The organism is Actinacidiphila sp. DG2A-62 (genome assembly GCF_035825295.1).
GTDB lineage: Bacteria > Actinomycetota > Actinomycetes > Streptomycetales > Streptomycetaceae > Actinacidiphila.
Window position 1 is genome coordinate 3,198,378 of sequence record NZ_JAYMGI010000002.1, and the last position, 23,226, is coordinate 3,221,603.

Annotated in this window: 14 protein-coding genes and 4 pseudogenes; 8 read left to right on the forward strand and 10 right to left on the reverse strand. The window is 75.0% G+C overall.

The features are described 5' to 3' along the window. The first annotated feature begins 114 nt into the window (after window positions 1-114). Window positions 115-1,824 carry a DUF2079 domain-containing protein gene (locus VSR01_RS14025; RefSeq protein ID WP_326449550.1) on the forward strand — a complete coding sequence of 570 codons (1,710 nt, stop codon included), beginning with the start codon at window positions 115-117 and terminating at the stop codon, window positions 1,822-1,824. A 162-nt stretch (window positions 1,825-1,986) separates the two neighbouring features. Here the strand turns inward: VSR01_RS14025 and VSR01_RS14030 are convergent, their stop codons facing one another. Further along, window positions 1,987-2,733 carry a chitinase gene (locus VSR01_RS14030; protein WP_442785453.1) on the reverse strand — a complete coding sequence of 249 codons (747 nt, stop codon included), beginning with the start codon at window positions 2,731-2,733 and terminating at the stop codon, window positions 1,987-1,989. 53 nt (window positions 2,734-2,786) lie between these two features. Between VSR01_RS14030 and VSR01_RS37735 the strand changes: the two genes are divergently transcribed. Then, the gene (locus VSR01_RS37735) at window positions 2,787-2,921 is read left to right on the forward strand and encodes a hypothetical protein (protein WP_442785454.1); all 135 of its coding nucleotides are present in this window, start codon (window positions 2,787-2,789) and stop codon (window positions 2,919-2,921) included. Here VSR01_RS37735 and VSR01_RS37740 read toward each other — a convergent pair. Beyond that, window positions 2,903-3,001: pseudogene (locus VSR01_RS37740) on the reverse strand (glycoside hydrolase family 19 protein); the annotation flags it as partial. The gene VSR01_RS37735 and the pseudogene VSR01_RS37740 sit on opposite strands and share 19 nt — an antisense overlap. 317 nt (window positions 3,002-3,318) lie before the next feature. On the opposite strand from VSR01_RS37740, the gene VSR01_RS14035 reads away from it, so the two are divergent. Further along, window positions 3,319-4,209, forward strand: coding sequence for a hypothetical protein (locus tag VSR01_RS14035; RefSeq protein WP_326449551.1), 891 nt, complete (start codon window positions 3,319-3,321; stop codon window positions 4,207-4,209). Between the two features lie 63 nt (window positions 4,210-4,272). Here the strand turns inward: VSR01_RS14035 and mfd are convergent. The 5 genes and pseudogenes from mfd to VSR01_RS14060 form a co-directional block, all read right to left on the reverse strand. Further along, window positions 4,273-7,835 (reverse strand): annotated as a pseudogene (mfd, locus tag VSR01_RS14040) (transcription-repair coupling factor). A 263-nt stretch (window positions 7,836-8,098) separates the two neighbouring features. Next, complete coding sequence (locus VSR01_RS14045) at window positions 8,099-10,666, reverse strand: ABC transporter permease (protein WP_326449552.1); 2,568 nt, start codon at window positions 10,664-10,666, stop codon at window positions 8,099-8,101. Then, a pseudogene (locus tag VSR01_RS14050) lies at window positions 10,663-11,485 on the reverse strand (ABC transporter ATP-binding protein). The gene VSR01_RS14045 and the pseudogene VSR01_RS14050 overlap by 4 nt, the downstream one beginning before the upstream one ends. A 286-nt stretch (window positions 11,486-11,771) precedes the next feature. Further along, the gene (locus VSR01_RS14055) at window positions 11,772-12,272 is read right to left on the reverse strand and encodes an SUKH-3 domain-containing protein (RefSeq protein ID WP_326449553.1); all 501 of its coding nucleotides are present in this window, start codon (window positions 12,270-12,272) and stop codon (window positions 11,772-11,774) included. After that, window positions 12,269-12,790, reverse strand: coding sequence for a YwqJ-related putative deaminase (locus VSR01_RS14060; RefSeq protein ID WP_442785672.1), 522 nt, complete (start codon window positions 12,788-12,790; stop codon window positions 12,269-12,271). The genes VSR01_RS14055 and VSR01_RS14060 overlap by 4 nt, the downstream gene beginning before the upstream one ends. 298 nt (window positions 12,791-13,088) lie before the next feature. Between VSR01_RS14060 and VSR01_RS14065 the strand changes: the two genes are divergently transcribed. The 3 genes from VSR01_RS14065 to VSR01_RS14075 all read left to right on the forward strand — a co-directional run bounded on the left by VSR01_RS14065 (window position 13,089) and on the right by VSR01_RS14075 (window position 16,287). Next, complete coding sequence (locus tag VSR01_RS14065) at window positions 13,089-13,940, forward strand: hypothetical protein (RefSeq protein WP_326449555.1); 852 nt, start codon at window positions 13,089-13,091, stop codon at window positions 13,938-13,940. A 414-nt stretch (window positions 13,941-14,354) separates the two neighbouring features. Next, entirely contained in the window at window positions 14,355-15,131 is a 777-nt protein-coding gene (locus tag VSR01_RS14070; protein WP_326449556.1) for a hypothetical protein, read from the forward strand. Between the two features lie 145 nt (window positions 15,132-15,276). After that, window positions 15,277-16,287: an SMI1/KNR4 family protein gene (locus VSR01_RS14075; protein ID WP_326449557.1), complete on the forward strand. Its 1,011-nt coding sequence runs from the start codon at window positions 15,277-15,279 to the stop codon at window positions 16,285-16,287. Between the two features lie 69 nt (window positions 16,288-16,356). Here VSR01_RS14075 and VSR01_RS37745 read toward each other — a convergent pair whose 3' ends face one another. Then, on the reverse strand, window positions 16,357-16,752 hold the full coding sequence (locus VSR01_RS37745) for a hypothetical protein (protein ID WP_442785455.1): 396 nt from the start codon (window positions 16,750-16,752) through the stop codon (window positions 16,357-16,359). A gap of 383 nt (window positions 16,753-17,135) precedes the next feature. Then, window positions 17,136-17,576, reverse strand: coding sequence for a hypothetical protein (locus tag VSR01_RS37750; RefSeq protein ID WP_442785456.1), 441 nt, complete (start codon window positions 17,574-17,576; stop codon window positions 17,136-17,138). 258 nt (window positions 17,577-17,834) lie between these two features. On the opposite strand from VSR01_RS37750, the pseudogene VSR01_RS37755 reads away from it, so the two are divergent. Together VSR01_RS37755 and VSR01_RS14085 are read left to right on the forward strand one after the other, a co-directional pair. Beyond that, window positions 17,835-19,351, forward strand: a pseudogene (locus tag VSR01_RS37755) (SUKH-4 family immunity protein); the annotation flags it as partial. Window positions 19,352-20,128: 777 nt separating this feature from the next. Further along, complete coding sequence (locus VSR01_RS14085) at window positions 20,129-21,100, forward strand: DivIVA domain-containing protein (RefSeq protein WP_326449558.1); 972 nt, start codon at window positions 20,129-20,131, stop codon at window positions 21,098-21,100. Between the two features lie 518 nt (window positions 21,101-21,618). On the opposite strand, the gene VSR01_RS14090 is transcribed toward VSR01_RS14085, so the two are convergent. Continuing rightward, entirely contained in the window at window positions 21,619-23,121 is a 1,503-nt protein-coding gene (locus VSR01_RS14090; RefSeq protein WP_326449559.1) for a sensor histidine kinase, read from the reverse strand. Window positions 23,122-23,226 lie beyond the last annotated feature (105 nt).

The following is a 23,226-nucleotide window of genomic DNA, read 5'->3' on the forward strand; positions in this document are numbered from 1 at the left end:
GGCCGGAACCGGGCGGCCGGCGCGCGGGCGGACCGCCGCGCGGGTCCCGCCGGCACAGCCGCGTCCCGTATCTTTTCCGGCAGACCCCGACCCCGCTTCCGTGGGAGGACGACGATGGACAGGGCCGAGGCCGTCATACCGGCACAGGGCTCCCCCACCGGGAGCCCGGCGGGCCGCGCGTCCGCACCGGCCGGCGACGGCACGCGGGCGTCCTCCGCCCCCGCCCGGTCGCGGCTGCGCGCCCCCGGGGTGCGGCTGGACCCCTACCTGCTGGCGACGGCGTTCTTCGTGGCGTACGTGCTGCTGTCGGTGACGCGCTACCGGCGCATGCTGACGATGTCCTGGGACCTGGGGATCTTCGAGCAGGCGGTGAAGTCCTACGCGCACCTGCACGCGCCGACCGCTGACCTGAAGGGTCCCGGATTCGACATCCTGGGCGACCACTTCAGCCCGATCACCACGCTGATCGCGCCCTTCTACCGCGTCTTCCCGACCCCCGTCACGCTCCTCGTCGCCCAGGCGGTCCTGTTCGCGGTGTCGGTGATCCCGGTCACGCGGGTCGCGGCGCGGCTGCTCGGACGCGGCCGGGGGCTGGCGATCGGCGTCGCGTACGGGCTGTCGTGGGGGGTGCAGAAGGCCGTCGAGTTCGACTTCCACGAGATCGCCTTCGCGATGCCGCTGCTCGCCTTCTCCCTGGAGGCCGTGCTGCTCAGGAGGTGGGCCGCCGCGATGGGGTGGGCCGTGCCCCTGGTGTTCGTCAAGGAGGACATGGGCGTCACGGCCGCCGCGATCGGCGTGATCGTCTGGTGGCGCGTCCGCCAGGAGCCCAAGCCCGAGGCGGCCGGCGCGCCCGGCGCGGACGGCGACAAGGTCCGCGACGACGGCGGCCACGTCGACGGCGACGCAGCCCGCGACGACGGCGGCCGGGACGCGGCCGCCGCGGAACCCTCGCGAAGCGACGAGGGCGGCGGCGCCCGCGGCGACGGCACGGACACCGACGACACCGAGACCGACGCCGACGCCACCGGCCGGCACGAGCCGCTGTCCGACCGCCTGCGCTACGGCCCCTGGGCGATCGGCCTGGCCGCCTTCGGCGTCGCGGCCTCCGCGCTGGCCTTCGGCGTGATCATCCCGGCGTTCAACAAGGCCGGGGGCTACGACTACTGGAACAAGCTGAACGGCAACGGCGCGCCGATGCCCGGCCACATCCCGTTCGGCACGGCCGTGCACACCCTGCTGTGGATCCTGCTGCCGACCAGCGGACTGCTGGCGCTGCGCTCGCCGCTGATCTTGGCCGCGCTGCCGACCATCGGCTGGCGGTTCGTCTCGCACGACGACCACTACTGGGGCACCGACTGGCACTACAGCGCGGTGCTGATGCCGGTGGTCGTGCTGGCGCTGGTCGACGCCGCCGACCGCTCGCGGCGCAGCCCGATGCCGTGGCTGCGCTCGTACGCCTCCGGCGCTCCGGCCGCGGTCGCGGGCGCGGCGCTCGCGCTCACCCTCACGCTGCCGCTCGCCTCGCTCAGCCACGGCGACACGTACAGGGTGGACGCCAGGACGAAGGCGATCGAGCACCTGCTGGACGAGATCCCGGACGGCGCGAGCGTCGAGGCCAACGTCGGGCCGATCAGCCACCTGGTGAGCCGCACCACCGTGTACTGGGTCGGCGACACCCCCGGCGTCATCCCCGACTACATCGCCATCGACAACGGCGACGGCTGGGCCGGCGACCCGGCCACGTACGCGACGCAGCTGCACCCCGGCGTGCGCTACACGCCGATCGGCGCCGCGGAGGGCTACGTGGTCCTGCACCGCACCTGAACCGCCGCCCGCCCGCGCCGGACCCACGAGCGCCCCGCCCCCGGCGTACGTACGGGGACGGGGCGCTGGTCGTCGCCGCGCCGGAGGAGCGAGCGGCGGCGGTGAAGCCTCGGCGGTGCGTCAGCGGTGCGTCAGCGGTGCGTCAGGCACCTCGTCAGCACCTCAGCAGTAGAGGTTGCCGCCGGTCGGCACGCCCAGGATCGCCGCGTAGTTCTGGTACCTGGTGACGCGGTCCTGGACCTCCGCGGCGTTGCCGCCGTTGCACTCGATGCTGCCGTTGATGCTGCGGATGGTCTCACCGAAGCCGGCGCCGTTGACCATGGCGTTGTGGCCGGTCATGGTGCCCGGGCCGGTCTGGGTGTCCCAGTACCACAGGCCGGTCTTCCAGGCGATGGCCGCGTTGGTCTCGACCAGGCTCGGGGTGTCCAGCAGGTCGACGCCGAGCGCGTCGCCGGCCGCCTTGTAGTTGAAGTTCCAGCTCAGCTGCATCGGGCCGCGGCCGTAGTAGGAGTAGGTGCCTGCCGGGCAGCCGTAGGGCTCGGAGGCGCAGTAGTTGCCGGACTTGTCGATCTCGGTGATGTAGACCAGGCCGCCGGTCTCGTGGCTGACGTTGGCGAGGAAGGCCGCGGCCTCCTGCTTCTTGACCGTGTCGCTGCCGGTGGTGGCGAAGCCCGGGTACGCGCTGAGCGCGGCGGTCAGGCCGCTGTAGGTGTAGAAGGAGTTCCGGTTCGGGAACATCTGGTTGAACTGCGACTCGGAGACCACGAATCCGCCGCCGGTGCCGCCGCCGCCCGTGGTGCCGCCGGTGCTGGTGCAGGAGTACGGGCTCCAGTACCAGGTGCTGATCGTCGGGTCGTAGCCCGGGTTGTCGTGCGTGGCGATGTAGTAGCCGCCGTTGGTGTACTGCACGATGTCGCCGGTGACGTAGGAGCGGCCGGCCGACCCAGGCCGGGTAGCTACAGGTGCTGCCGCCGCCGGTGGTGCCGCCGCTGCCGCCGGACGAGCCGTCGCAGCCGCCCTGGTCCGACCACACGTCGGCGGCGCCGGGCGTCTCGCCCTGCGTCCACCACTTGGCCAGCCAGTTGTGGCTGTTGTAGGAGGCGGTCATGCCGCCGGTGTAGACCGACGAGGAGTTCCAGGGCGACGCGCAGGTCGCGGCGGACGCCGGGGAGGCCATCGGTATCAGGATCGCGAGGCCCACGACGGCCGCGAGCGCGGCCACGAACGCGATGATCCGCTGTCTCGACAAGGGACCACTCCTTATGGGGGTCGAGTGGGGTCGGGGCCACCTTCTTGGATTGGTCTGGACCTGTCAATAGTCCAGACCAATGCATATCCGGACAGCACGCTGCGCGGTCACGCCACCTCTCGGCGCGGGGTGTGCGAGACGCGGCGACGGGAGCACCCGTGCCACCGTCCGGCCCTCCGGAGGCAACCCCCAGGCGGTTTCGGCGGTCTGACGAGGCGTACGCACCGCACCGTTCGAGAGGTCCCATGCCGTTCCGCCGACCCACCGCGAGGGCGACCGCCGCTGCCGCCGTGGCCGCCCTCGCGCCCGCCGTCCTGCTGACCGTCGCCGGCCCGGCCCGCGCGGACGGCCCGACCGACCCGACCACGCTGCCCTCGTGCAACGACGTCGCGACCGCCTACGGGGACTACGAGCAGCACTCGCTGCGGACCGCGCTGGCCGGGGCCCCGACCGTGGTCGTGGCGGGCGACGGCTGGCACGAATTCACCGGCACGGTGACGAACATCGGGGACACCGCGCTGCCGCTCGTTTCGGTGCAGGCGTCCGCGTGGCGGGAAACCGACGGCGGCACCGAGCTGGGCCCCTACGCCGAGGTCCAGGTCGCCACCGCGGACGGCGGCTGGCGGCGGCTGGCCGGCGGCAGCTCCGGCTTCGCCGACCCCGCGCACGACCTCGCGGCGCACGCGAGCGCGACCTACCGCTTCCGGTTCGCGATCTCCGCGGACGCGCCGCGGGACGTCACCTACGGCGAGGTGTCGATCGAGGAAATCTTCGCCGACGCCTACACCGCGCCGGGCACCACCGCCCCGGTCGCCTGCGCGGGCGACTCCGCGATCGCGTCCGACTTCGCCGTCCGCGCCGCCGGCAGCACGCCGCCGGCCTCCGCCGGCCCGACCGCCACGCCGACCCCCACGCCGACCGCGACGCACTCCGCGCCGGCGGCGGGCACGGGCACGCCGTCGCCGGGCGCCGGCGGCGCGGCGGGCGCGACCGCGGCCCCGGACACCACCGCCCAGCTCGCGGACACCGGCGCGCCCTCCGACGTCCCGCTGCTGACCGGCCTCGGCGCGCTGGTCGTCGCCGCGGGCGCCGCCGTGCTGGCGGTGACGCGCCGCAGGTCCGACCGCGCGGCCTGAGAAGCCGTACGGGCCCGGGCCGCCGCAGGGGCCCGGGCCGCCGCGGCAGAGGGGTCGGCGCGCTCAGTTGTCCAGCACGGTCGTCAGGAACTCCGCCGTCCACTGGAGCAGTTCGCGGCCCACCACCGGCTTGCCGCCGATGCGCGCGGTGGTGGGGCGCGGCACCAGGACCTGACGGGTGGCGTGCTTGATCACCGAGCGCGGGTAGACCCGCTGCAGCCGCAGCTCCTGCGACTCGCGCAGCTCCACCGGGCCGAAGCGGACGTTCGCCCCCTGGAGGGTGATGTCGGCGACGCCCACCTTGCGCGCGAGCATCCGCAGGCCCGCGACCAGCAGCAGGTTCTCCACCGGCTCCGGCAGCTTGCCGTAGCGGTCGGCCAGCTCCTCGCGGACCGCCGCGATGTCCTCCTCGGAGTTCGCCGCCGCGATCGCGCGGTACGCCTGCAGCCGCAGCCGCTCGCCGGGCGCGTAGTCGTGCGGGACGTGCGCGTCCACCGGCAGCTCGATCTTGACCTCCAGCAGCGTCTCCTCCGGCTCGCCGCCGGACTCCAGCGAGGAGCGGTAGTCCGCGACCGCCTCGCCGACCATCCGCACGTACAGGTCGAAGCCGACGCCGGCGATGTGCCCGGACTGCTCGCCGCCGAGCAGGTTGCCCGCGCCGCGGATCTCCAGGTCCTTCATCGCCACGTACATGCCCGCGCCCATCTCGGTGTGCTGGGCGATGGTGGCCAGCCGCTCGTGCGCGGTCTCGGTCAGCGGCTTCTCCGGCGGGTAGAGGAAGTAGGCGTAGCCGCGCTCGCGGGAGCGGCCGACCCGGCCGCGCAGCTGGTGCAGCTGGGACAGGCCGAAGGTGTCGCCGCGCTCCACGATCAGGGTGTTGGCGTTGGAGATGTCGATGCCGGACTCCACGATCGTGGTGGACACCAGCACGTCGAACTTCTTCTCCCAGAAGTCGACGACGACCTGTTCGAGCTGCGACTCGCCCATCTGCCCGTGCGCGGTGGCGATCCGCGCCTCGGGGACCACCTCGCGCAGCCGCGCCGCCGCCCGGTCGATGGACTCCACCCGGTTGTGGATGTAGAAGACCTGGCCCTCGCGCAGCAGTTCGCGGCGGATCGCCGCGCCGATCTGCCGGTCCTCGTACGGTCCGACGAACGTCAGCACCGGGTGCCGCTCCTCGGGCGGGGTGGTGATCGTGGACATCTCGCGGATGCCGGTGACCGCCATCTCCAGGGTGCGCGGGATCGGCGTCGCGGACATGGTGAGCACGTCCACGTTGGCCCGCAGCTTCTTCAGCTGCTCCTTGTGCTCGACGCCGAAGCGCTGCTCCTCGTCCACCACGACCAGGCCGAGGTCCTTGAACTTCGTCTCCGAGGAGAACAGCCGGTGGGTGCCGATCACCACGTCCACCGAGCCGTCCCGCAGCCCTTCGAGCACCGCCTTGGCCTCGGTGTCGGTCTGGAACCGGGACAGCGCGCGGACGTTGACCGGGAATTGGGCGTACCGCTCGGAGAAGGTGCCGAAGTGCTGCTGGACCAGGAGCGTGGTCGGCACCAGCACGGCGACCTGCTTGCCGTCCTGCACCGCCTTGAAGGCCGCGCGGACCGCGATCTCGGTCTTGCCGTAGCCGACGTCGCCGCAGATCAGCCGGTCCATCGGGACCGACTTCTCCATGTCCGCCTTGACCTCGGCGATGGTGGTGAGCTGGTCGGGCGTCTCGGCGTAGGGGAAGGCGTCCTCCAGCTCGCGCTGCCAGGGCGTGTCGGGGCCGAAGCTGTGCCCGGGGGCGGCCATCCGGGCGGAGTACAGCCGGATCAGGTCGCCGGCGATCTCCTTGACCGCCTTCTTCGCGCGCGCCTTGGTCTTCGTCCAGTCCGCGCCGCCCAGCCGGTGCAGCGAGGGCGCCTCGCCGCCGACGTACTTGGTGACCTGCTCCAGCTGGTCGGTGGGCACGAACAGCCGGTCGCCGGGCTGGCCGCGCTTGGCCGGGGCGTACTCCACCACCAGATACTCGCGGGTGGCGCCCTGCACGGTGCGCTGCACCATCTCCACGTAGCGGCCGACGCCGTGCTGCTCGTGCACGATGTAGTCGCCGCTGACCAGGGTGAGCGGGTCGATGGTCTTGCGGCGGCGCGAGGGCATCCGGCCCATGTCCTTGGTGGAGGACTTCTGGCCGGACAGGTCGGTCTCGGTGAGCACGGCCAGCTTGCGCGCGGGGTCGACGAAGCCGTGCTCCAGGGAGCCGGTCGCCACGTGCACCACCGAGGGCGCGAGCGGGCCGAGGTCGACGTCGAGCCGGGCCGCGATGCCCTCGCCGCCGAGCACCTCGACCATCCGGGAGGCCGGGCCGTGGCCCTCGGTGACGAAGACCGCCCGCCACCCCTCGGCGAGCCAGCCCTTGGTGTCGGCGAGCGCCCGGGCGGTGTCCCCGCGGTACAGCTCGGGGGCGCGCATGCCCAGCCGGATGGTCTCGCCCGCGTCCAGCTCCGGGCCGATCATCCGGCCCTCGTACGTCTCGTCGGCGGCGAACGGGCTCACCGACCACCACTGCATGCCCAGCTCGCGGGCGTGGGCGCGGACGTCGGCGATGGACCACAGCGAGGCCGCGCCGAGGTCCACCGGCGCCTCGCCGCCGCCGGCCGAGGCGGCCCAGGACGCCTCCAGGAACTCCTGCGAGGTCGCCACCAGGTCCGCGGCCCGGGTGCGCACCCGCTCCGGGTCGCAGACCACGGTCATCGCGCCGGCCGGCAGCACGTCGAGCAGCAGCTCCATGTCGTCCACCAGGACGGGCGCGAGGGACTCCATGCCCTCCACGGCGATGCCCTCGGCGATCTTGTCGAGCATCTCGGCCAGCTCGGGGTGCTGCCTGGCCAGCTCGGCGGCGCGCTCCCTGACCTGCGCGGTGAGCAGCAGCTCGCGGCACGGCGGAGCCCACAGGCCGTGCTCGGCGACCTCCAGGGAGCGCTGGTCGGCGACCTTGAAGTACCGGATCTCCTCGACCTCGTCGCCCCAGAACTCCACCCGCAGCGGGTGCTCCTCGGTGGGCGGGAAGACGTCCAGGATGCCGCCGCGCACGGCGAACTCGCCGCGCTTCTCCACCAGCTCCACCCGGGCGTACGCGGCTGCCGCGAGGCCGTCGACCACCGCGTCCAGCTCGGCGCTGCGCCCGCTGCGCAGCGCCACGGGCTCCAGCTCGCCCAGGCCCTTGACCTGCGGTTGCAGCACCGAGCGGACGGGCGCGACGACGACCTTGAGGGGCCGGCGGCCGGGTCGTCGGCCCGGGGGTGGGCGAGGCGGCGCAGCACCGCCAGGCGGCGGCCGACGGTGTCGCTGCGCGGCGACAGCCGCTCGTGCGGCAGCGTCTCCCACGAGGGGTACTCCGCGACGGCGTCCGGCGCCAGCAGCGAGCGCAGCGCGGCGGCCAGGTCCTCGGCCTCCCGGCCGGTCGCGGTGACCGCGAGGACGGTGCGGCCGGTGCGGGCGGCCAGCGCGGCGACCGCCAGCGGGCGGGCTGCGGGCGGCCCGACCAGGTCCACCAGCGGGCGGGCGCCGGAGGAGGCGGCCTGCACCGCTTCGGCGAGGGCGGCGTCCTCGACGGCGACGTCGACCAGACCGTTCAGACTCATGTTCCGTCCCGGAGGTAGGCAGGTGGGGCGCACGGTGCGCGGGCGGGCGCACGGTGCGGGCGGGCCGCGAGGTGGGGACCCCGCGCGGCTCGCGTGTGCCCTGGGCTGTGCGAGTGCGGGCAACGCGAATCGCCCGGCACGTCTCACGGGCCGGGGTACCTCCAGCCTACGACGTCCCGGACGGTGCCCGGCGGCCCCGGAGCACGGGGGTGCCGTGTTCCGGGGCCGGGACGCTGCGCGTGGGGCGGTCCTAGGGGGCGGTCCTAGTCCGTCGCGATGGCGTTCAGGACGTTCATCCGGCCGGCGCGGAAGGCCGGCAGCAGCGCGGCCAGCAGGCCGACCACCGCGGAGCCCGCGAAGACCCCGAGGATCGTGGGCCAGGGCACGGAGAGCACGCCCAGGCCCTGGGTGGACAGGACCTTCTGCCCGGTGGCGCCCCAGCCGAGGCCGAGGCCGAGGCCGACCAGCGCGCCGAACAGGGCGATGACCACCGACTCCAGCCGGATCATCCGGCGCAGCTGCCGCCGCGAGGTGCCGATCGCCCGCATCAGGCCTATCTCGCGGGTCCGCTCGACCACCGACAGCGCCAGGGTGTTCACCACGCCCAGGATGGCGACGATGATCGCGAGCGCCAGCAGCGCGTAGATCATGTAGAGCAGCTGGTTGACCTGCTTGTGCAGCACGTCCTTGTAGTCGGCCTGGTTGCGGACGTCGATCTGCGGGTAGTCCGTGACGCTCGCCTTCAGCGAGGCGTACGCCTCCTTCTCCTTGCCGTCGGCGGCCTTGGCGAAGAGCATCCGGTCGGCCGGCATCCTGTCGCCGGGCAGCATCGCCCGCGCGGTGTCCAGGGCGGTGAACAGGGAGCCGTTCTCCAGCAGGGTGTCGTCGCTGGTGATCGCGGCGATCCGCAGCCGGGTCGGGACGCCGCCGACGGGGGCGACCCCCAGTTCGTCGCCGACCTTCAGGTGGTGGCTGGTGGCCAGTCCCTCGGGCACGGACATCGCGCCCTTGCCGTAGGCGTCGGCGAGCTTCCCGGCGGTGGTGTCCAGCCGCACGTCCTGGGCGTAGTGCGGGTCGGCGGCGCTGATGTCGGTCTTGATCCGCTGTCCGGACGGGGTGGTCAGGGTGACATTGACCATCGTGTAGTCGGTGAAGTGGTCGATGTCCTTCGCGCTCTTCAGCGACTTCAGGGCGGCGGGGGTGATCGGCAGCGCGCCGTTGCCGCTCTGCACGATGAAGTCGGCGCCGACGGACTTGTCGAGCTGGTCGTCGGCCGAGGCCACCATGGACGAGCCGATCACCGACAGGCCGGCGACCAGCGCGAGGCCGATCATCAGCGCGGAGGCGGTGGCGCCGGTGCGGCGCGGGTTGCGCAGCGCGTTGCGCTCGGCGAGCCTGCCCATCGGGCCGAAGAACCGCAGCAGGACCGCGCTGACCGCGCGGACCACCACTCCGGCCAGCAGCGGGCCGACGATCACGAAGCCGATCAGGGTGAGCAGCACGCCCAGGCCCAGCAGGCTGCCGCCGGTGCCGGCCTTGTCGGCCTGTCCCGCGCCGATCAGGGCGAGCGCGCCGGCCGCGCAGACCAGCACGCCGACCGCGGCGCGGACGCGTCCGGCGCGGCCGTCGGCGGGGGTGCCGGCGTCGCGGAGCGCGGCCATCGGGGAAATCTTGGACGCCCTGCGGGCCGGGATGTACGCGGCGAGGACGGTGACGACGACGCCGAGCACCAGGCCGACCACCGGTGTGGTGGCCTTGATGGTCAGCTCGGAGGTGTCGAGGTTCATGCCGGCCTTGCCCATCAGCTTCATCAGGCCGACGGCCAGGCCGATGCCGCCGCCGATGCCGAGCACCGAGCCGGTGACGCCGAGCAGCACGGCCTCGATCAGCACCGACCTGTTGACCTGCCGGCGGCTGGAGCCGAGGGCGCGCATCAGGCCGATCTCCCGGGTGCGCTGGGCGACCAGCATGGAGAAGGTGTTGACGATCAGGAAGATGCCGACCAGGACCGAGATGCCGGCGAAGCCGAGCATCGCGTACTTCATGAAGTTCAGGAAGCCGCCCAGGTCGTCCTTGTCCTTCTTCTTGGTCTCGGCGGCGGTGTCGATGGTGTAGCCGCTGCCGATGGCGGCCTTGACGTGCGCCTTGAGCTGCTCGTCGGTGACGCCCTTGGCGGCGGTGACGCCGAAGCCGGTGTACGCGCGGGTGTCGCCGAGCAGCTTGGCCTGGGCGGTGGCGGTGTCGATGTAGACGACCGCGGCGCCGGGGTTGGTGGTACGGAAGGTGACGATGCCGGTGAGGGTGACGTCGAAGTCGCCGGGCACGGCGATGACGCGCAGCCGGTCGCCGATCCGCAGGTGGTGCTTGGCGGCGGTGTCGGCGTCGACCACCGCGTCCGAGGCGCCCGCGGGCAGGTGGCCGGAGGACAGCTCGACGGCCTTGTTCTCCGTCGGGTCCCAGTTGCTGACGATGGTCGGGGCGCCGGAGTCGGGGCTGATCTTCTTGTTGTGCGCGTCGGCGACCGTGACGTCCTGGCTGGTGACGTCGGGGGCGGACGCGGCCACTCCGGCGGTGTGGACGATCTTGTCCTGGAGGGAGGCCGGCACGGTCTGCGGGATGCCGGTGGACTGCCGGTCGTCGATCTTCTTGGCCGAGACGGTGACGTCGGAGGCGGTGGAGCCGAAGAGCTTGTCGAAGGTGGCCGTCATGGTGTCGGTGAACACCAGGGTGCCGCAGACGAAGGCCACCGAGAGCAGGACCGCGATCGCGGAGAGCGCCATTCTGCCCTTGTGCGCGAAGAAGTTGCGCACCGAGGTCTTGAGGACGGTCACGAGGTCCTCCCGCGGCCGTCGAAGGAACCGGGGGTGCGGGGGTCGTCCCCCGGATGGAATCGCAGCATGCGTTCCAGCACGGACTCCGCGGTCGGGCTGTACATCTCGTCCACGATCCGGCCGTCGGCCAGGTAGAGCACGCGGTCGGCGTAGGAGGCGGCGACCGGGTCGTGGGTGACCATCACGATGGTCTGGCCCAGTTCGTCGACCGAGCGGCGCAGGAAGCCGAGCACCTCGGCGCCGGCCCGCGAGTCGAGGTTCCCGGTCGGCTCGTCGCCGAAGATGATCTCGGGGCGGGCGGCGAGCGCGCGGGCGACCGCCACCCGCTGCTGCTGGCCGCCGGACAGCTGCGTCGGGCGGTGCTTGAGCGCCGGCCAGGCCCACGGTCTCCACCACCCGGTCGAACCAGTCGCGGTCCACCCTGCGGCCCGCGATGTCCATGGGCAGCGTGATGTTCTCCGCCGCGTTGAGCGTCGGCAGCAGGTTGAAGGACTGGAAGATGAAGCCGATCTTGTCGCGGCGCAGCCGGGTGAGCCGCTTGTCCTTCAGTCCGGTGATCTCCGTGTCGCCGATCCAGATGCGGCCCTCGGAGACCGTGTCGAGGCCGGCCAGGCAGTGCATCAGCGTGGACTTGCCGGAGCCCGAGGGGCCCATGATCGCGGTGAACCTGCTGCGCGCGATGTCGACGTCGACCGCGTCGAGCGCGAGCACGCGGGTCTCGCCGGAGCCGTACGCCTTGGTCACGGTGCGCGCCGCGGCGGCAACGGCCGAACGTTCTCCGCTGCCCCCAGCCGTGGGAATCGTCATGGCCGTCGTCACTGTCTCTCCCGTTGGTCGTTCGCGTCGATCGGTGTGCTTCCAGCCTGCTGGCGCAGGGGCGCGCACACGATGGGGAAGGTCTCCGTCCCGGTGGTGGGGGTAGCCCCACCCCGCCTTATGACCGTATGCAGCCGGCGGCGGCGGATCGTCCTCCGCCGGGACGAACCGCGGGCATCCGGAAGTAGGGACGTCCCCTTAGGGGACTGCGACTCCAGTCGCACGCCGGACTCAGGGTCGCCGGTCCACGGGTGGACGCCGGACCGACCCGTGGGCGGACGGCGGCAGATCAGCGCACGGTGAGGCGGACCGGGGCGACGCCGCCGACCAGGGCGGCCAGCGCGCTGTCGATGTCCGGGCCGGCGTACCAGTCGCCGGTGTGGTCGACGGTGTAGACCCGCCCCTCCGCGTCGATGGCCAGCAGCGCGCCGCTGGCCGGCTCCTCGCCGAGCGGCGCGGCCTCGGTCTCCAGCGCGCGCCCGAGGTCGCCGAGGGTGCGCGCCAGGTGGAGGCCGCGCATCGGGTCCAGGAGGAGCGCGGACGGCGCGATCTGCCGCGCGGGGCCCGTCGCGGCCGGCACCGAGAGCCCGCCGAACTCCGCCCACGCCTCGACCGCCGCGGGGAACACCGCGTGCCGGTGGCCGCCGGGCGAGACATGGGCGCGCAGCGCGTCCGCCCACTCCTCGGCCTGCTTGATGTCCCAGCGGCCCGGCTGCCAGCCCGCCGCGCGCAGGGCCGCGTCGACGCCGACCGGGAAACGTGTGGTGCCGCCGGTCATACGGCCGTTCATGCCCCTTCCGAGCCGGGCACGGCCGGATCGCCCGGGTTGACCGGCCGCACCCCGAAGTGCGCGAGCAGCGGCGCGCAGGAGCGGCACGGCGGCACGTACACGCCGTGGGTGGGGTCGCCGTCCTCGCGTATCCGGCGGGCGGTGACCTTCGCGCCGCGCAGCGCCTTGCGCGCCTCGCCCTGGGTGAGCGGCTTGCGCGAGGCCCGCTTGCCGCGGTTGGCCTCGACGGCGGTCAGGTGCCGGGAGATCAGCACCGCCTCCGCGCACCGGCCGGTGAACCGCTCACGCTGGCCGGCCGGCAGCGCGTCGAGGAAGTCCCGCACGATCGGGTGCAGTTCGGGGGCCTGCTCGCCTTTGGCCGCGGTGCAGGTGAGGACCTCGTCGCGGATGGACAGCGCGGCGGCCACCGCGGGCAGGATCCCGTCCCTGCGGTGCCGCAGCACGGGCGGCCCTCCGGCGCTGCGTGCGGCGCTCCAGCTCAGCCTCGGATCGGCGGCCCCCGCCGCCGGTGCGTGCATTGTCATGTTCTACGTGCATCCCTCCGTCCGCCCGCCGGAAGCGGGCGTTCCCCCGTATGTCGATCAGAGTGCCAAACGCGCCGTCGGATGCGGAAGCGATACGCCGGGCAGGGGCCATCCTGTGTGGGCCATGTCACCGAGGTGTGACGTTCCGTCGGCAGCGTCGACACAGCACGTGCACAGATTGCGCCCACGTTGCGTCCGCGCCATGGACGCCCCGCGGCGGGTGCGGAGAAGATCGGGGCTCGGCCCCGCATCCGCGGGCTCCCCCCACTGCCGAACGAGGGAACGTGACCCCATGCGCAAGTCCCTTGCCCCACCCCGTTCCGCGCGTCCCGCACCTTCTTCTGCGACCTCCCGTGTCCGGCGGGGCGTCGTCGTCCTGGGCGTCCTGCCCGCGCTGATGTTCGCCGCCGGCTGCTCGGGCGGCGGGTCAACCGCCCCCGACGGCGGGTCCGGCGCCTCGCCGTCGGCGGCGTCCACGCTCGCGGGCCACGCGCCGCTCACCGTGCAGCAGTTGACGCGGGCCCTGGTCACCGACGCGGACGTGCCCGGCTGGGTGGTCCAGCAGACCTCCGACGACGACGGGGTGCAGACCACCGCGCCCGAGGGGTTCGACCCCGACGACCTGATGGCGCAGGCCGACGGCGGCGGCCAGTCCGTGCTGCACGCGGACACCCCGGCCTGCCAGCCGCTCGCGGACGTCGTCGGCTCCAAGCCCGCGGTGCACCGGATGGCGTCGGTCGGCGCGACCTTCGCGCAGGAGTCCAAGGGCGGCGGACCCGAGGTGGTCAACCAGATGCTGATCGCCAGTCACGCGCCCGGTGACGCGCAGCGGGTGATGGACGGCATACGGGCCGCGCTGCGCTCGTGCTCCTCCTTCCAGGCCACCGACGGCGAGGGGCGGCGCACGCCGTTCACCGTCACGCCCGGTCCCGCGGTGCGGGTGGGCGACGCGTCGGTCGCGTACACGATGACCGACTCGTCGGACAAGAAGACCGGCGCCGCCCTGGTGACGGTGGTGCGGACCGGCGACACCGTCACCTCCTACGTCTCCACGAAGGCGGCGGGCGGCGCGGGACCGGTGCCGCTCGCGGTCGCCCGCAAGCAGTCCGCGAAGCTGGCGGCGCTGCTGGGGCGGCGCGAGTAGCGGTCGCGGTCGGCTGTCGCGGCTGGCTGTCGCGGTCGGGGGCGGTCGGCCGTCGCGGTCGGCCGTCGCGGTCGGCCGTCGCGGTCGGCTGTACGGACGGCGGCCGGGCGGACGGGCGCCGGGTGGACGCCGGGTGGACGCCGGGTGGACGCCGGCCTGGCGGTCGGGCGGTGACGGGTCGGCCGGGCGGGCGACTGGATGGCCGCCAGGCCGCCCGACCGCCCGACCGCCGGCCGCAGGTCGCCGCCCGTTCGTGACCGCTTTGTGAGCTGAGCGGTGTCCGGTCGGGCCGGCCCGGTGCCGTAGAGTCGCGCGGCAGCGGGCCGGCGCTTGCCGCGCGGTCCGCGCGCAGCCGCGCCGGGACGGGCGCGCTCCCCGGCGACCGGGGCGGGACCGACACAGGGAATCGATGCGATGAGGAATCGGCGGATACGTGCCGTCAGCCGCCTACTCGCCGGTAGCGGCCAGGTGGACGGGCGGACCGGAGCGGTGAAGGCGGGGGCGGCGGTCGCGGCGCTGGTGCCGGTGCTCGCGCTCACCGCGGCGTGCGGAGGCGGCGACAAGAAAGCCCCGGCTCCGCAGGACGTGCGCGCGTCCGGCGCGGTGTCCACCGCGAAGCTCACTCAGGCGCTGCTCACCGACGGCGACGTCGACCACGTGCAGGTGCTGCCGGCCGGCAGCAAGACGCAGTTGCTCGGCGGGGAGCAGCAGGCCGTCCCGGGGTCCTGCGAGCCGATCGCCGACCAGTGGAGCAGCCGCCCCAAGCACCCGCGCCAGGTGTACGTCGGCGCGATGCTCACCGACACCGCGGACAAGGACAAGAACGCCAAGACCATCAGCCTGACTGTCGTCGCCACGTACAAGAAGGGCGAGGCGAAGCAGGCGGTGGACGAGCTGGCCGCGGCGCTGCGCACCTGCACGTCGTACCGGACGACGCGGAACGGGGTCACCACGACCTTCCGGGTCAAGGCCGTCCCGCAGCCGTCGCCGGCCGGCGACCAGCAGCTCGCGTACACGATCGCGGACCCGTCGAAGGGCGACGCGGGCCGGGCACTGGTCACCGTGGTCCGGGTCGGCGACACCACGGCCGCGTACGAGTCGGTCCGCGCCGACCACAAGCTCGCGACGCTGCGGGCGGCCATCCCGGCCAAGCAGGCGGAGAAGCTGCGGAAGGCCGCGGAGAAGGACTGACGCCCGGCGCCGCGCCGCCGGGGCGAGCGGGTGACATGCTCAGGACGGGAGTTGTCCACAGGTACGGAGACCAGGCCGTTCACCGCCTCCGCCCCACCCCCTAGGCTGTGGTCGACAGCGAGAGCAGCAGCAGGGGGCATCGGCCATGACGACAGGCGCGCACGGGGTGGGAGCACCTCCGGGAACAGGAGCCGCGGCGCAGTCCGCGCCGCCCAACGCGGCCTATGCGGGCCAGGTCGTGCACTTCCCCGACCCCGTCAGGGCGGCCCGCCACCCGCGGGGCGTCTGGGTCGACGAGCACGGCCACCCGGACTTCTCGCCCTACGCACGGGCTGCCGCGGAGATCGCGGAGCCGCCGGAGGGCTTCGGCGTGGACGAACTGCGCCTGACCGACTACGTATCGGCGAACGCGGCGATGCACGCCGCCGGCCACGAGCTGTGGGGCAGCCTGTCCCCGGTCGGCACCCCGCACGGCTGGACCTGGCACCACGTCTTCGGCACCCGCCGGCTCGAACTGGTCCCGGTCGAGGTCAAGGCGCTGCTGCGGCACCACGGAGGACTGGCCACCTCGGTCGCCGACCACGGCAAGCGCGGCACCCGCCCGCTCCAGGAGACCCGGCCCGCGCACTTCGGGCTGCCCAAGGACCCGGTCGCGGTCAGCGAGCAGCAGGTCCGGGACGTGGAGGAGGAGCTGGGCTACCGCCTGCCCGGCGCCTACCGCACCTTCCTGAAGGCGGCCGGCGGCTGCGCGCCCAAGGGCGTCGCGCTCGACCCGGAGCTGGGGCTGCTGATCGACCAGCCGTTCTTCACCGTCCGCGACGAGGCGGCGGTCAACGACCTGGTCTACGTGAACAAGTGCCTGCGCGACCACCTGACGAAGGACTACCTGGCGATCGGCTACGTCCAGGGCGGCGTGCTGGCGGTCAAGACGAGGGGCGAGCGCACCGGCTCGGTGTGGTTCTGCGCCTACGACGACGCGCGCGACGGCGACCGCTGGGACACCCCGGCGGACCGCGTGGCCGAACTCCTGCTCGGCTGCGGCGACACGCTCGACGAGTTCCTGCTGCGCCTGGTCGGCAATCCGCCGGAGCTGGAGACGGTGGCGAACCTGATGGTGGACGGCGGCTTCGCCACGGCCGTCCCGGTGGAGGGGTGAGGCCGCGATGGTGACGTTCGCTCAGGCACAGGAGCGCGCGGAGCGCTGGATCAACGCTGACGTGCCGGCCTACCAGACGCGCGAGATCCGGGTCCGCGAGTTCGACCTCGGCTTCGTGGTGTGGTCGGAGTCGCGCGAGGGCGGCCCGCTGTCCGACGACGGGCTGGTCCGGGTGATCATCGCCCGCGACAGCGGCGAGGCCACCTTGTGGCCGGCACTGCCGATCGGCGAGCTGATCCGGCGGTACGAGGAGGAGTACGGCGCGCAGCCGCAGGACGCGGTGCCGGAACCGCCGCAGCGGCTCGACCTGGAGGCGACGTCCTTCCTGCTGAGCCCCCCGCAGTGGCTCCAGGACGCGGCGGACCGGATGGGCATCCCCGACCGCAGGAGCGGTTCGACCAACGGCGGCGCGTCCACGCCGGCCCGGCGGAAGCCGCCGCAGGTGGCGGCGCCGGGGGCGGACACGGTTCCGGGGCGCCTGAGTTCTCCGCACCGGAGTTCTCCGCACCGGGGTCGGCGGCCGGGCCGACGGGCGCGGGACCCGCGGACCCGCAGTACCAGGACGCGCGGGCCGCCGACTCGCAGGGTGTGGACTCGCAGGCCGCGGGCGCGCACGCCGCGGGGGCCTCGGACGGCATCGACTACCGCAAGTCCGGGGCGGACGTTCCCGCGCAGGGCTCCGGGGCGCGGGGCGCGGACGCACAGGGTTCCGGGGCGGACGGCTCCGGACCGGTCCGCGACGGCGGCGACCAGGAACGGGCCGGCGGCGAGCGGCCGGGGGGCGTCGACTTCCGCAGGCCGCGTACGCCCGAGCCGGAGCCGGAGGCCGCCCCGGTCGGCGGCGTCTCCTACCTGCGGCCGGGCGACGCCCCGGCGGCCGACGCTGGCGCCGTGCGGGACTCGCGGGACTCGCGGGACGAGGCGGCGACCGGGCAGGAGAACGCGGCCGGCGCGGGTGTCGACGCCGAGGACCGGATGGGCAAGGTGTCGTACCTGCGGCCCTCCGACCGGGCCGCCGTGCAGGACGCCGGGGCAAGCGCGCCGGCGGCGGACGCCGGCGGGAGCTGGGCCGGCAAGACGGTCACGGATTCCGGCGAGGGGCAGTCGGTGGCGGTTCCCGCGACCGTGTTCGCGCCCCCGATCACCGGCGCGGACGAGCCCGAGGACGCGCCGCGGGCCGGCGCGGAGGCGAAGACCGAGCTGATGCCCAGGGGCAGCGCGCTGCCGCCGACGAGGATCGCACCGCCGCAGGAACCGCAGGGCGGGCCGCGCCCGGGCGTTCCGCACACGATGGGCGGGTCGCCGTACCCGCCGCCGGCCGGCTGGCGGTGCCGCTGCCGCCGCCCGGCGCCGTTCCGCCCGCCCCGGCGCCCCTCGGCGCCGCGGACATCGCGGGCCTGGAGACGGCGAAGGCCCAGCCCGGCGGGCTCCCGCCGCGCGCGCCGCAGCAGGGACCGGGCACGCCTCCGCCGCCGGGGGCCGGCGCCCCGCCGCCCGCGCCGGGCGCGCCCGGCGCCGGGACCCCGCCCCCGCCTGGCGCGGGCACTCCCCCGCCCGGCACGGGCGACCCGCACTACGCCGCGACGATGCTCGCCACCCCCGGCGCCACTCCGCCGCCTCCGCCCGGGGTGGGCGCTCCGCCGCCCGGAGCAGGCGACCCGCACTACGCGGCCACCATGCTCGCGCCGGGCGCGGGCACGCCTCCGCCGCCGGGAGCGGGTGCTCCGCCGCCTCCCCCGGCGCGGGGACTCCCCCGCCGCCGCCCGGCGCCGGCGCCCCGCCCGGCGCCGGCGCCCCGCCCGGCACGGGCGACCCGCACTACGCCGCGACGATGCTCGCCACCCCGGGCAGCACCCCGCCGCCTCCGCCCGGGGCGGGCGGCCCGCCGCTTCCCCCGCCCGGTGTGGGGACGCCCCCGCCGCATCCGGGTGCGGGCGCTCCGCCGCCGGGGGCGGGGAACCCGCACTACGCTGCCACGATGCTCGCGCCGGGCGCGGGGTCGCCGCCGCCCGGGCCGCAGGGGATGGCGCCGCCTCCGGCGCCGGCCGGGTACGGGTATCCGCAGGGAGCCCCGGTGCCGACGGTCGGCCCCGGGTACATGGCGGTGCTGCGCTACCGCGGGCACGACGGGAGCGAGCAGCAGCTGATCCGGCGGTCCGCGCCGGGCACACCGCACCCGGAGTGGCAGCTGCTGCACGAGCTGCGGTCGCTGGGCATACGGCCCGAGCAGGTGCTGGAACTGCACACCGAGCTGGAGTCCTGCGACCTGCCGGGCGGCTACTGCACCCGGATGATCCGGGAGACGTGGCCGCAGGTGCGGATCAGCCACACCGCCCCGTACGGCAGGGACCACGCCAGCCGCCAGCAGGGTGTGCAGCACCTGCTGACCCACCAGGGCGAGCTGCACCAGGTGGCGGGCGCGCCCGCGCGCCCGCAGCCGCAGCGGGTGCCGATGCCCGACCCGCACGCGGTGCTGCGGGTGCCGCCGGTCGGCCTGGACGTGATCGGGCAGGAGTTGATGGGGGCGTTCGGGCCGCAGGGGGTGTTCCGGTTCGACCAGCGCGCGGTCTCGCGCGCCGGGGTGCCGGACATCGTGGCCCAGACGCTGGTGTGGTCGGGGCTGCCGACGGACTTCGGACCGTTCTTCTGGGCCCAGGCCCAGCCGGGCCAGCCGGTGCCCACCCTCGCCGAACTCGCCGCCCAGCGCGGCCTGCAGCCGGCGTCGGACGCGGGTTCGTATCTGGTGATGGGGAACGACTTCGGCCGCCAACTGTGCGTGCAGTACGGCACGGCGCACATCGTCGCGCTGCCGCTGGAGGCCGGTCCCGGCGGTACGCCCGCGGCGGCGCCGCAGTTCGTGAACTCCAGCCTGCCGGAGTTCGCCCGCTGCCTCGCGCTGCTCGGCCGGATGTGGCCGCTGCGGATCGGGCTCACGCCCGAGCAGGCGGGGCGCTGGACGGTCGACTTCCAGGCGCAGTTGGCCGCGCAGGACCCGGCGGCGATAGCGTCGCCGGAGAACTGGTGGTCGGTGCTCATCGAGCAGATGTGGGACGGCCTGCTCTGACCCGCGCGGGGGTCGTCGCGCCCGCCGCCGGGCGGGTCGGGCGGCCCCCGGTCAGGCCGCCGGCTCCGCCAGGCGCCGGGCCGCCAAGCGCCGGGCCGGCAGGTCGCGCGCCCGGTCGGGGTGAGGCGCGGGGCGTCGGCCAGGGGGCGCAGGACCACGCCGTCGAGCAGGGCGTGCAGCCGCGCCGTATCGGCCGCGCGGCTGCGCCCTGAGCCGAGCGCGCCCAGTTCCCCCGGCGCGAGGACGGCGCTCTCGACGGCGCCCCGGATCAGGTCGTCGATCTGGGCGCGGCGGCGCGCGGCCGACGCGTCGCGCAGCGCCACCCGCCACAGCACGCGGGGCGGTTCCGCGCGGCGCCGCGCCAGATCGTCCTTCCGCCGTCGCGGGCGGGGACGGCGGCGACGATCGGCCTGTTCTTCGCCGCGGCGGCGGTCAGCGTCGCGCTGACCGGGGCCGTTCAGGCGTTCTTCGCGCCGCGCGGCGGGGTGTCGTCCGGTGGCCGCCGCGCCGCTGCCGAGGCATCGCCGTGTCGCTGCCGAGCCCCGGCGCGTGGCGGCACCGCCGTGTCGCCGCCGGCACGCGCAGGACGGCGCCGACTCGCGCCCGGTTCACGCCGGTTCAGGGTGAATCACGGGGGCTGTCCGGTCATCGCCGCGCCGGACAGTGGGTAGGAGAAGGGTCGGAGGGTCGAAGCCCGTACAATTCGGGCATAAGCCAACAATTGGTCAGCAGGTGCGGCCATGACTCGGACCGGCCCGACGGCGAGGGGCAGAGGGCATGAGCAGTGACACGACCACACCGGACACTTCGGCGGCCGGCGCCCCGGCGCGGTCCGCGCCGTCATCCGCCTCCGCGCCGCCTTCACCGCCACCCGCGCCGCCGCCGGCGCAGCCGCGGTTCGACACGGTGCGGGGCCGCGGTTACCGGCCCGACCAGGTGGACCGCTTCCTGGACGAGCTGTCGGAGAACCGCGACGCCGCATGGGAGCGCGCCGCCCGGCTGACCGTGCTGGCCAACGAGATGGACGCCGAGTGCCGGCAGTTGCTGGAGCAGGTGGAGGCGCTCGGCGCCTCGGGCTTCGAGACGCTCGGCGAGGGCGCGGCCGAACTGCTGCGGATGGTCGAGGAGGAGGCCGCGGCGGTGCGCGAGCGGGCCGAGGCCGAGGCCCAGCACGCGCGGGACGCCGCGGAGACCGCGCGCCGCACCCTCCAGGACGAGGCGCGGGCCGCGGCGTCGGCGCGGGTCGCGGCGGCGGAGGACCAGGCGCAGGCGGTGCTGGACGAGGCGTGCGAGCGCGCCGCGGAGATCCTCGGGCAGGCCCGCGCGGAGGCGGACGCGGTGCGCGGCGAGGCGACCGGCGCGTTCGACGCGGTGCGGCAGCGGCTCGACCAGGAGCAGGCGGAGGTCGACCGGCAGCGGCAGGAACGGCTGGCCGGGCTCGACCGCGAGCTGGGCGAACAGAACTCGGTCGTCGACGATCGGCTGGCGGAGCTGCTGGCGGACGCCGAGCGGCGGTTGCAGGAGGCGCACCGGGAACGGGCCGAGGCGGAGGAGAGTCTGCGGGCGCAGCAGGCCGATGCGGAGGCGCGGGCGTCAGCGCTGCTCGCGGAGGCGCGGATGCACGAGGAGCGGGTGCGGCACGACGCGGAGCGCGCTCTGCGCGAGCATGAGCAGCACCGCGAGGAGATTCGCGAGCACTTGGCGCACATCCGGGCGACGCTTGCGGCGCTCACCGGGCGTGAGCCGTAGGTCGTCGGCGCTTGCTCGGTGAGCGTGGACCGTTGACGGCGCGGCCGGGTGCGCCCCCCGAGCCCGCCGCCTCCGGCGCCGGGTCCCGTCCCCCCACCCGCAGCCACCCGTGCGGATTGTTGATCGGCTGACCGTCCTCCCGTGCCCCGCCCCCGCCGCCGGCGGCTCTCCCCGAGTGGGCGGGGGGCGGCTGCGGACCGGGTGGCGGCTGACCGCCCTCCCCTGCCCCGCCCCCGCCGCCGGCGGCTCTCCCCGAGTGGGCGGGGGGCGGCTGCGGACCGGGGGGCGGCTGACCGCCCCCCTGCCCGGCCCCGCCATCGGCGGCTTCCCCCCGGTGAGCGGAGGGGCGAGTGCGGATCGGGTGGCGGCTGACCGTCCTCCCGTGCTCCGGCTCGCGGGTGCGGGTGGCTCGTCGGGTGGGGTTGCCCCCGGTGCCGGCCGCGTGGTGGTGGTCTCCGCCGGCGGTGCGGGGGCCGAGTCCTCCGGAGGGGCCGGGGGCGCCCTCGGGGGGGCCGGGGCTAGGCCGGGGTGGGGATCATGGCGGAGACGCGGAAACCGCCTTCGGGGGTGGGGCCGGCGGCGAAGCCGCCGCCGTGGGCGGAGACGCGTTCGCGCATGCCGAGGAGGCCGTGGCCGCCGCTGGGGAGGGCGGCGGCGGGGGTGCCGTCGGAGGGACCGTTGACGATGAGGACCGCGACCTCGGCCTCGCGATAGGCGAGGAGGACGCGGGCCTTCGCGCCGGCCGCGTGCTTGTGGACGTTGGTCAGCGCCTCCTGGACGACGCGGTAGACGGTCGCCTCGATCCGCGCCCCGCACGGGCGGGACTCCCCCTCGACCGCCAGCTCGACGCCCATCCCGGCCGCCGCCGACTGCTCGACCAGGTCGGAGAGCCGGGCCAGGCACGGGCCCTCGCCCGCGGCGACCAGCGCGGCGGCCGCGTCCGCGTCCTCCGGCTCCCACCGCGCCTCCACCCCCGCTCCCGCCGTCGGCACCGCCGCGAGTGCCGCGCCCCCGGCCGTCCCGGCGGACGCCACCGCCTCGCCCGCCGCCGCGAGGCCCCCGGCGGCGGCCGTCACCGCCGTCCCCCCGGACGCCCCGGACACCGAGCCGGCCGCCGCCGATCCCGCCCCCGCCGATCCCGCCGCCGCGGCCCCCGCCGCGGACCCCGCCTCGGGCTCCGCCCGCAGCACCCCCAGCATCTGCCGCAGCTCGTTCAGCGCCTGCCGCCCCATGTCGCCGAGCAGCTCCGCGCCGGCCGACGCCTTGGCCGGGTCCTTCAGGGCGACCGCCTTGAGCGCGGCGGCGTGCACCACCATCAGGCTCACGCGGTGCGCGACCACGTCGTGCATGTCGCGCGCGATGCGGGTGCGCTCGTCCGCGCGGGCCCGCTCGGCCCGCTCCAGCGCCTTCTCCGCGAGCAGCTCCAGCTCGCGTTCCAGGCCGTCGGCGCGCTCGCGCAGACTCTCCACCAGCCGGCGCCTGGCCCGCACGTAGAGGCCGAGCAGCACCGGCGGCGCGGTCAGGCCGAGCGCGGTGAGCACCGAGACGACCAGCACCAGCGGCAGCGACATGGAGCTGTCGCTGTCGGAGTCGCGCAGGCTGCCCTGGAAGCTGAGGAAGACGACGATGCCGGTGCCGACGCCGTTCATGCCGGCCAGCAGGGCGGTGATGCGGCGCGGCACGTCGGACGCGGCGAGGGTGTACAGGCCGACCAGGGAGAGGAGGTAGCCCATCTGGGCCGGGCACACCGCGATGCCGACCAGCACCACCGCCACCGGCCGGCGCTGGCGCAGCAGCAGCACCGCGCCGACCAGCACGCCGAACAGCGCGCCCGCGCCGGCCGCCACGCCGATCTTCTGCGCGAAGGTCGCGCCCTCGAAGGCGCTCTCCACCGCCGACACCGCGGCGAGCGTGGCGTCCAGCAGGAAGCTGCGCCGCCGCGTCCACCACCACAGGCCGGTCCGGGCCCGGGGCCGTCCCCCAGCCCCGTCGTCCGGTACGTGCGCCCCCGTCGTACTCATGGCGTCCAGCCTAGGCGCTGCCCCCTACCACCTGGCCAGCCCACTCCCGCCCGCGCCACGCCCCGCCGCCGCGCCGCGGCAACCGGCCCCCCCGCCCGCGCCACG

Coding starts and splice junctions, on each gene's coding strand:
- VSR01_RS14025 (WP_326449550.1), top strand. CDS start 115: ATGGACAGGGCCGAGGCCGTCATACCGGCACAGGGCTCCCCCACCGGG.
- VSR01_RS14085 (WP_326449558.1), top strand. CDS start 20,129: ATGAGCAGTGACACGACCACACCGGACACTTCGGCGGCCGGCGCCCCG.
- VSR01_RS14035 (WP_326449551.1), top strand. CDS start 3,319: ATGCCGTTCCGCCGACCCACCGCGAGGGCGACCGCCGCTGCCGCCGTG.
- VSR01_RS14055 (WP_326449553.1), bottom strand. CDS start 12,272: ATGAACGGCCGTATGACCGGCGGCACCACACGTTTCCCGGTCGGCGTC.
- VSR01_RS14060 (WP_442785672.1), bottom strand. CDS start 12,790: ATGCACGCACCGGCGGCGGGGGCCGCCGATCCGAGGCTGAGCTGGAGC.
- VSR01_RS14075 (WP_326449557.1), top strand. CDS start 15,277: ATGACGACAGGCGCGCACGGGGTGGGAGCACCTCCGGGAACAGGAGCC.
- VSR01_RS14090 (WP_326449559.1), bottom strand. CDS start 23,121: ATGAGTACGACGGGGGCGCACGTACCGGACGACGGGGCTGGGGGACGG.
- VSR01_RS14065 (WP_326449555.1), top strand. CDS start 13,089: ATGCGCAAGTCCCTTGCCCCACCCCGTTCCGCGCGTCCCGCACCTTCT.
- VSR01_RS14070 (WP_326449556.1), top strand. CDS start 14,355: ATGAGGAATCGGCGGATACGTGCCGTCAGCCGCCTACTCGCCGGTAGC.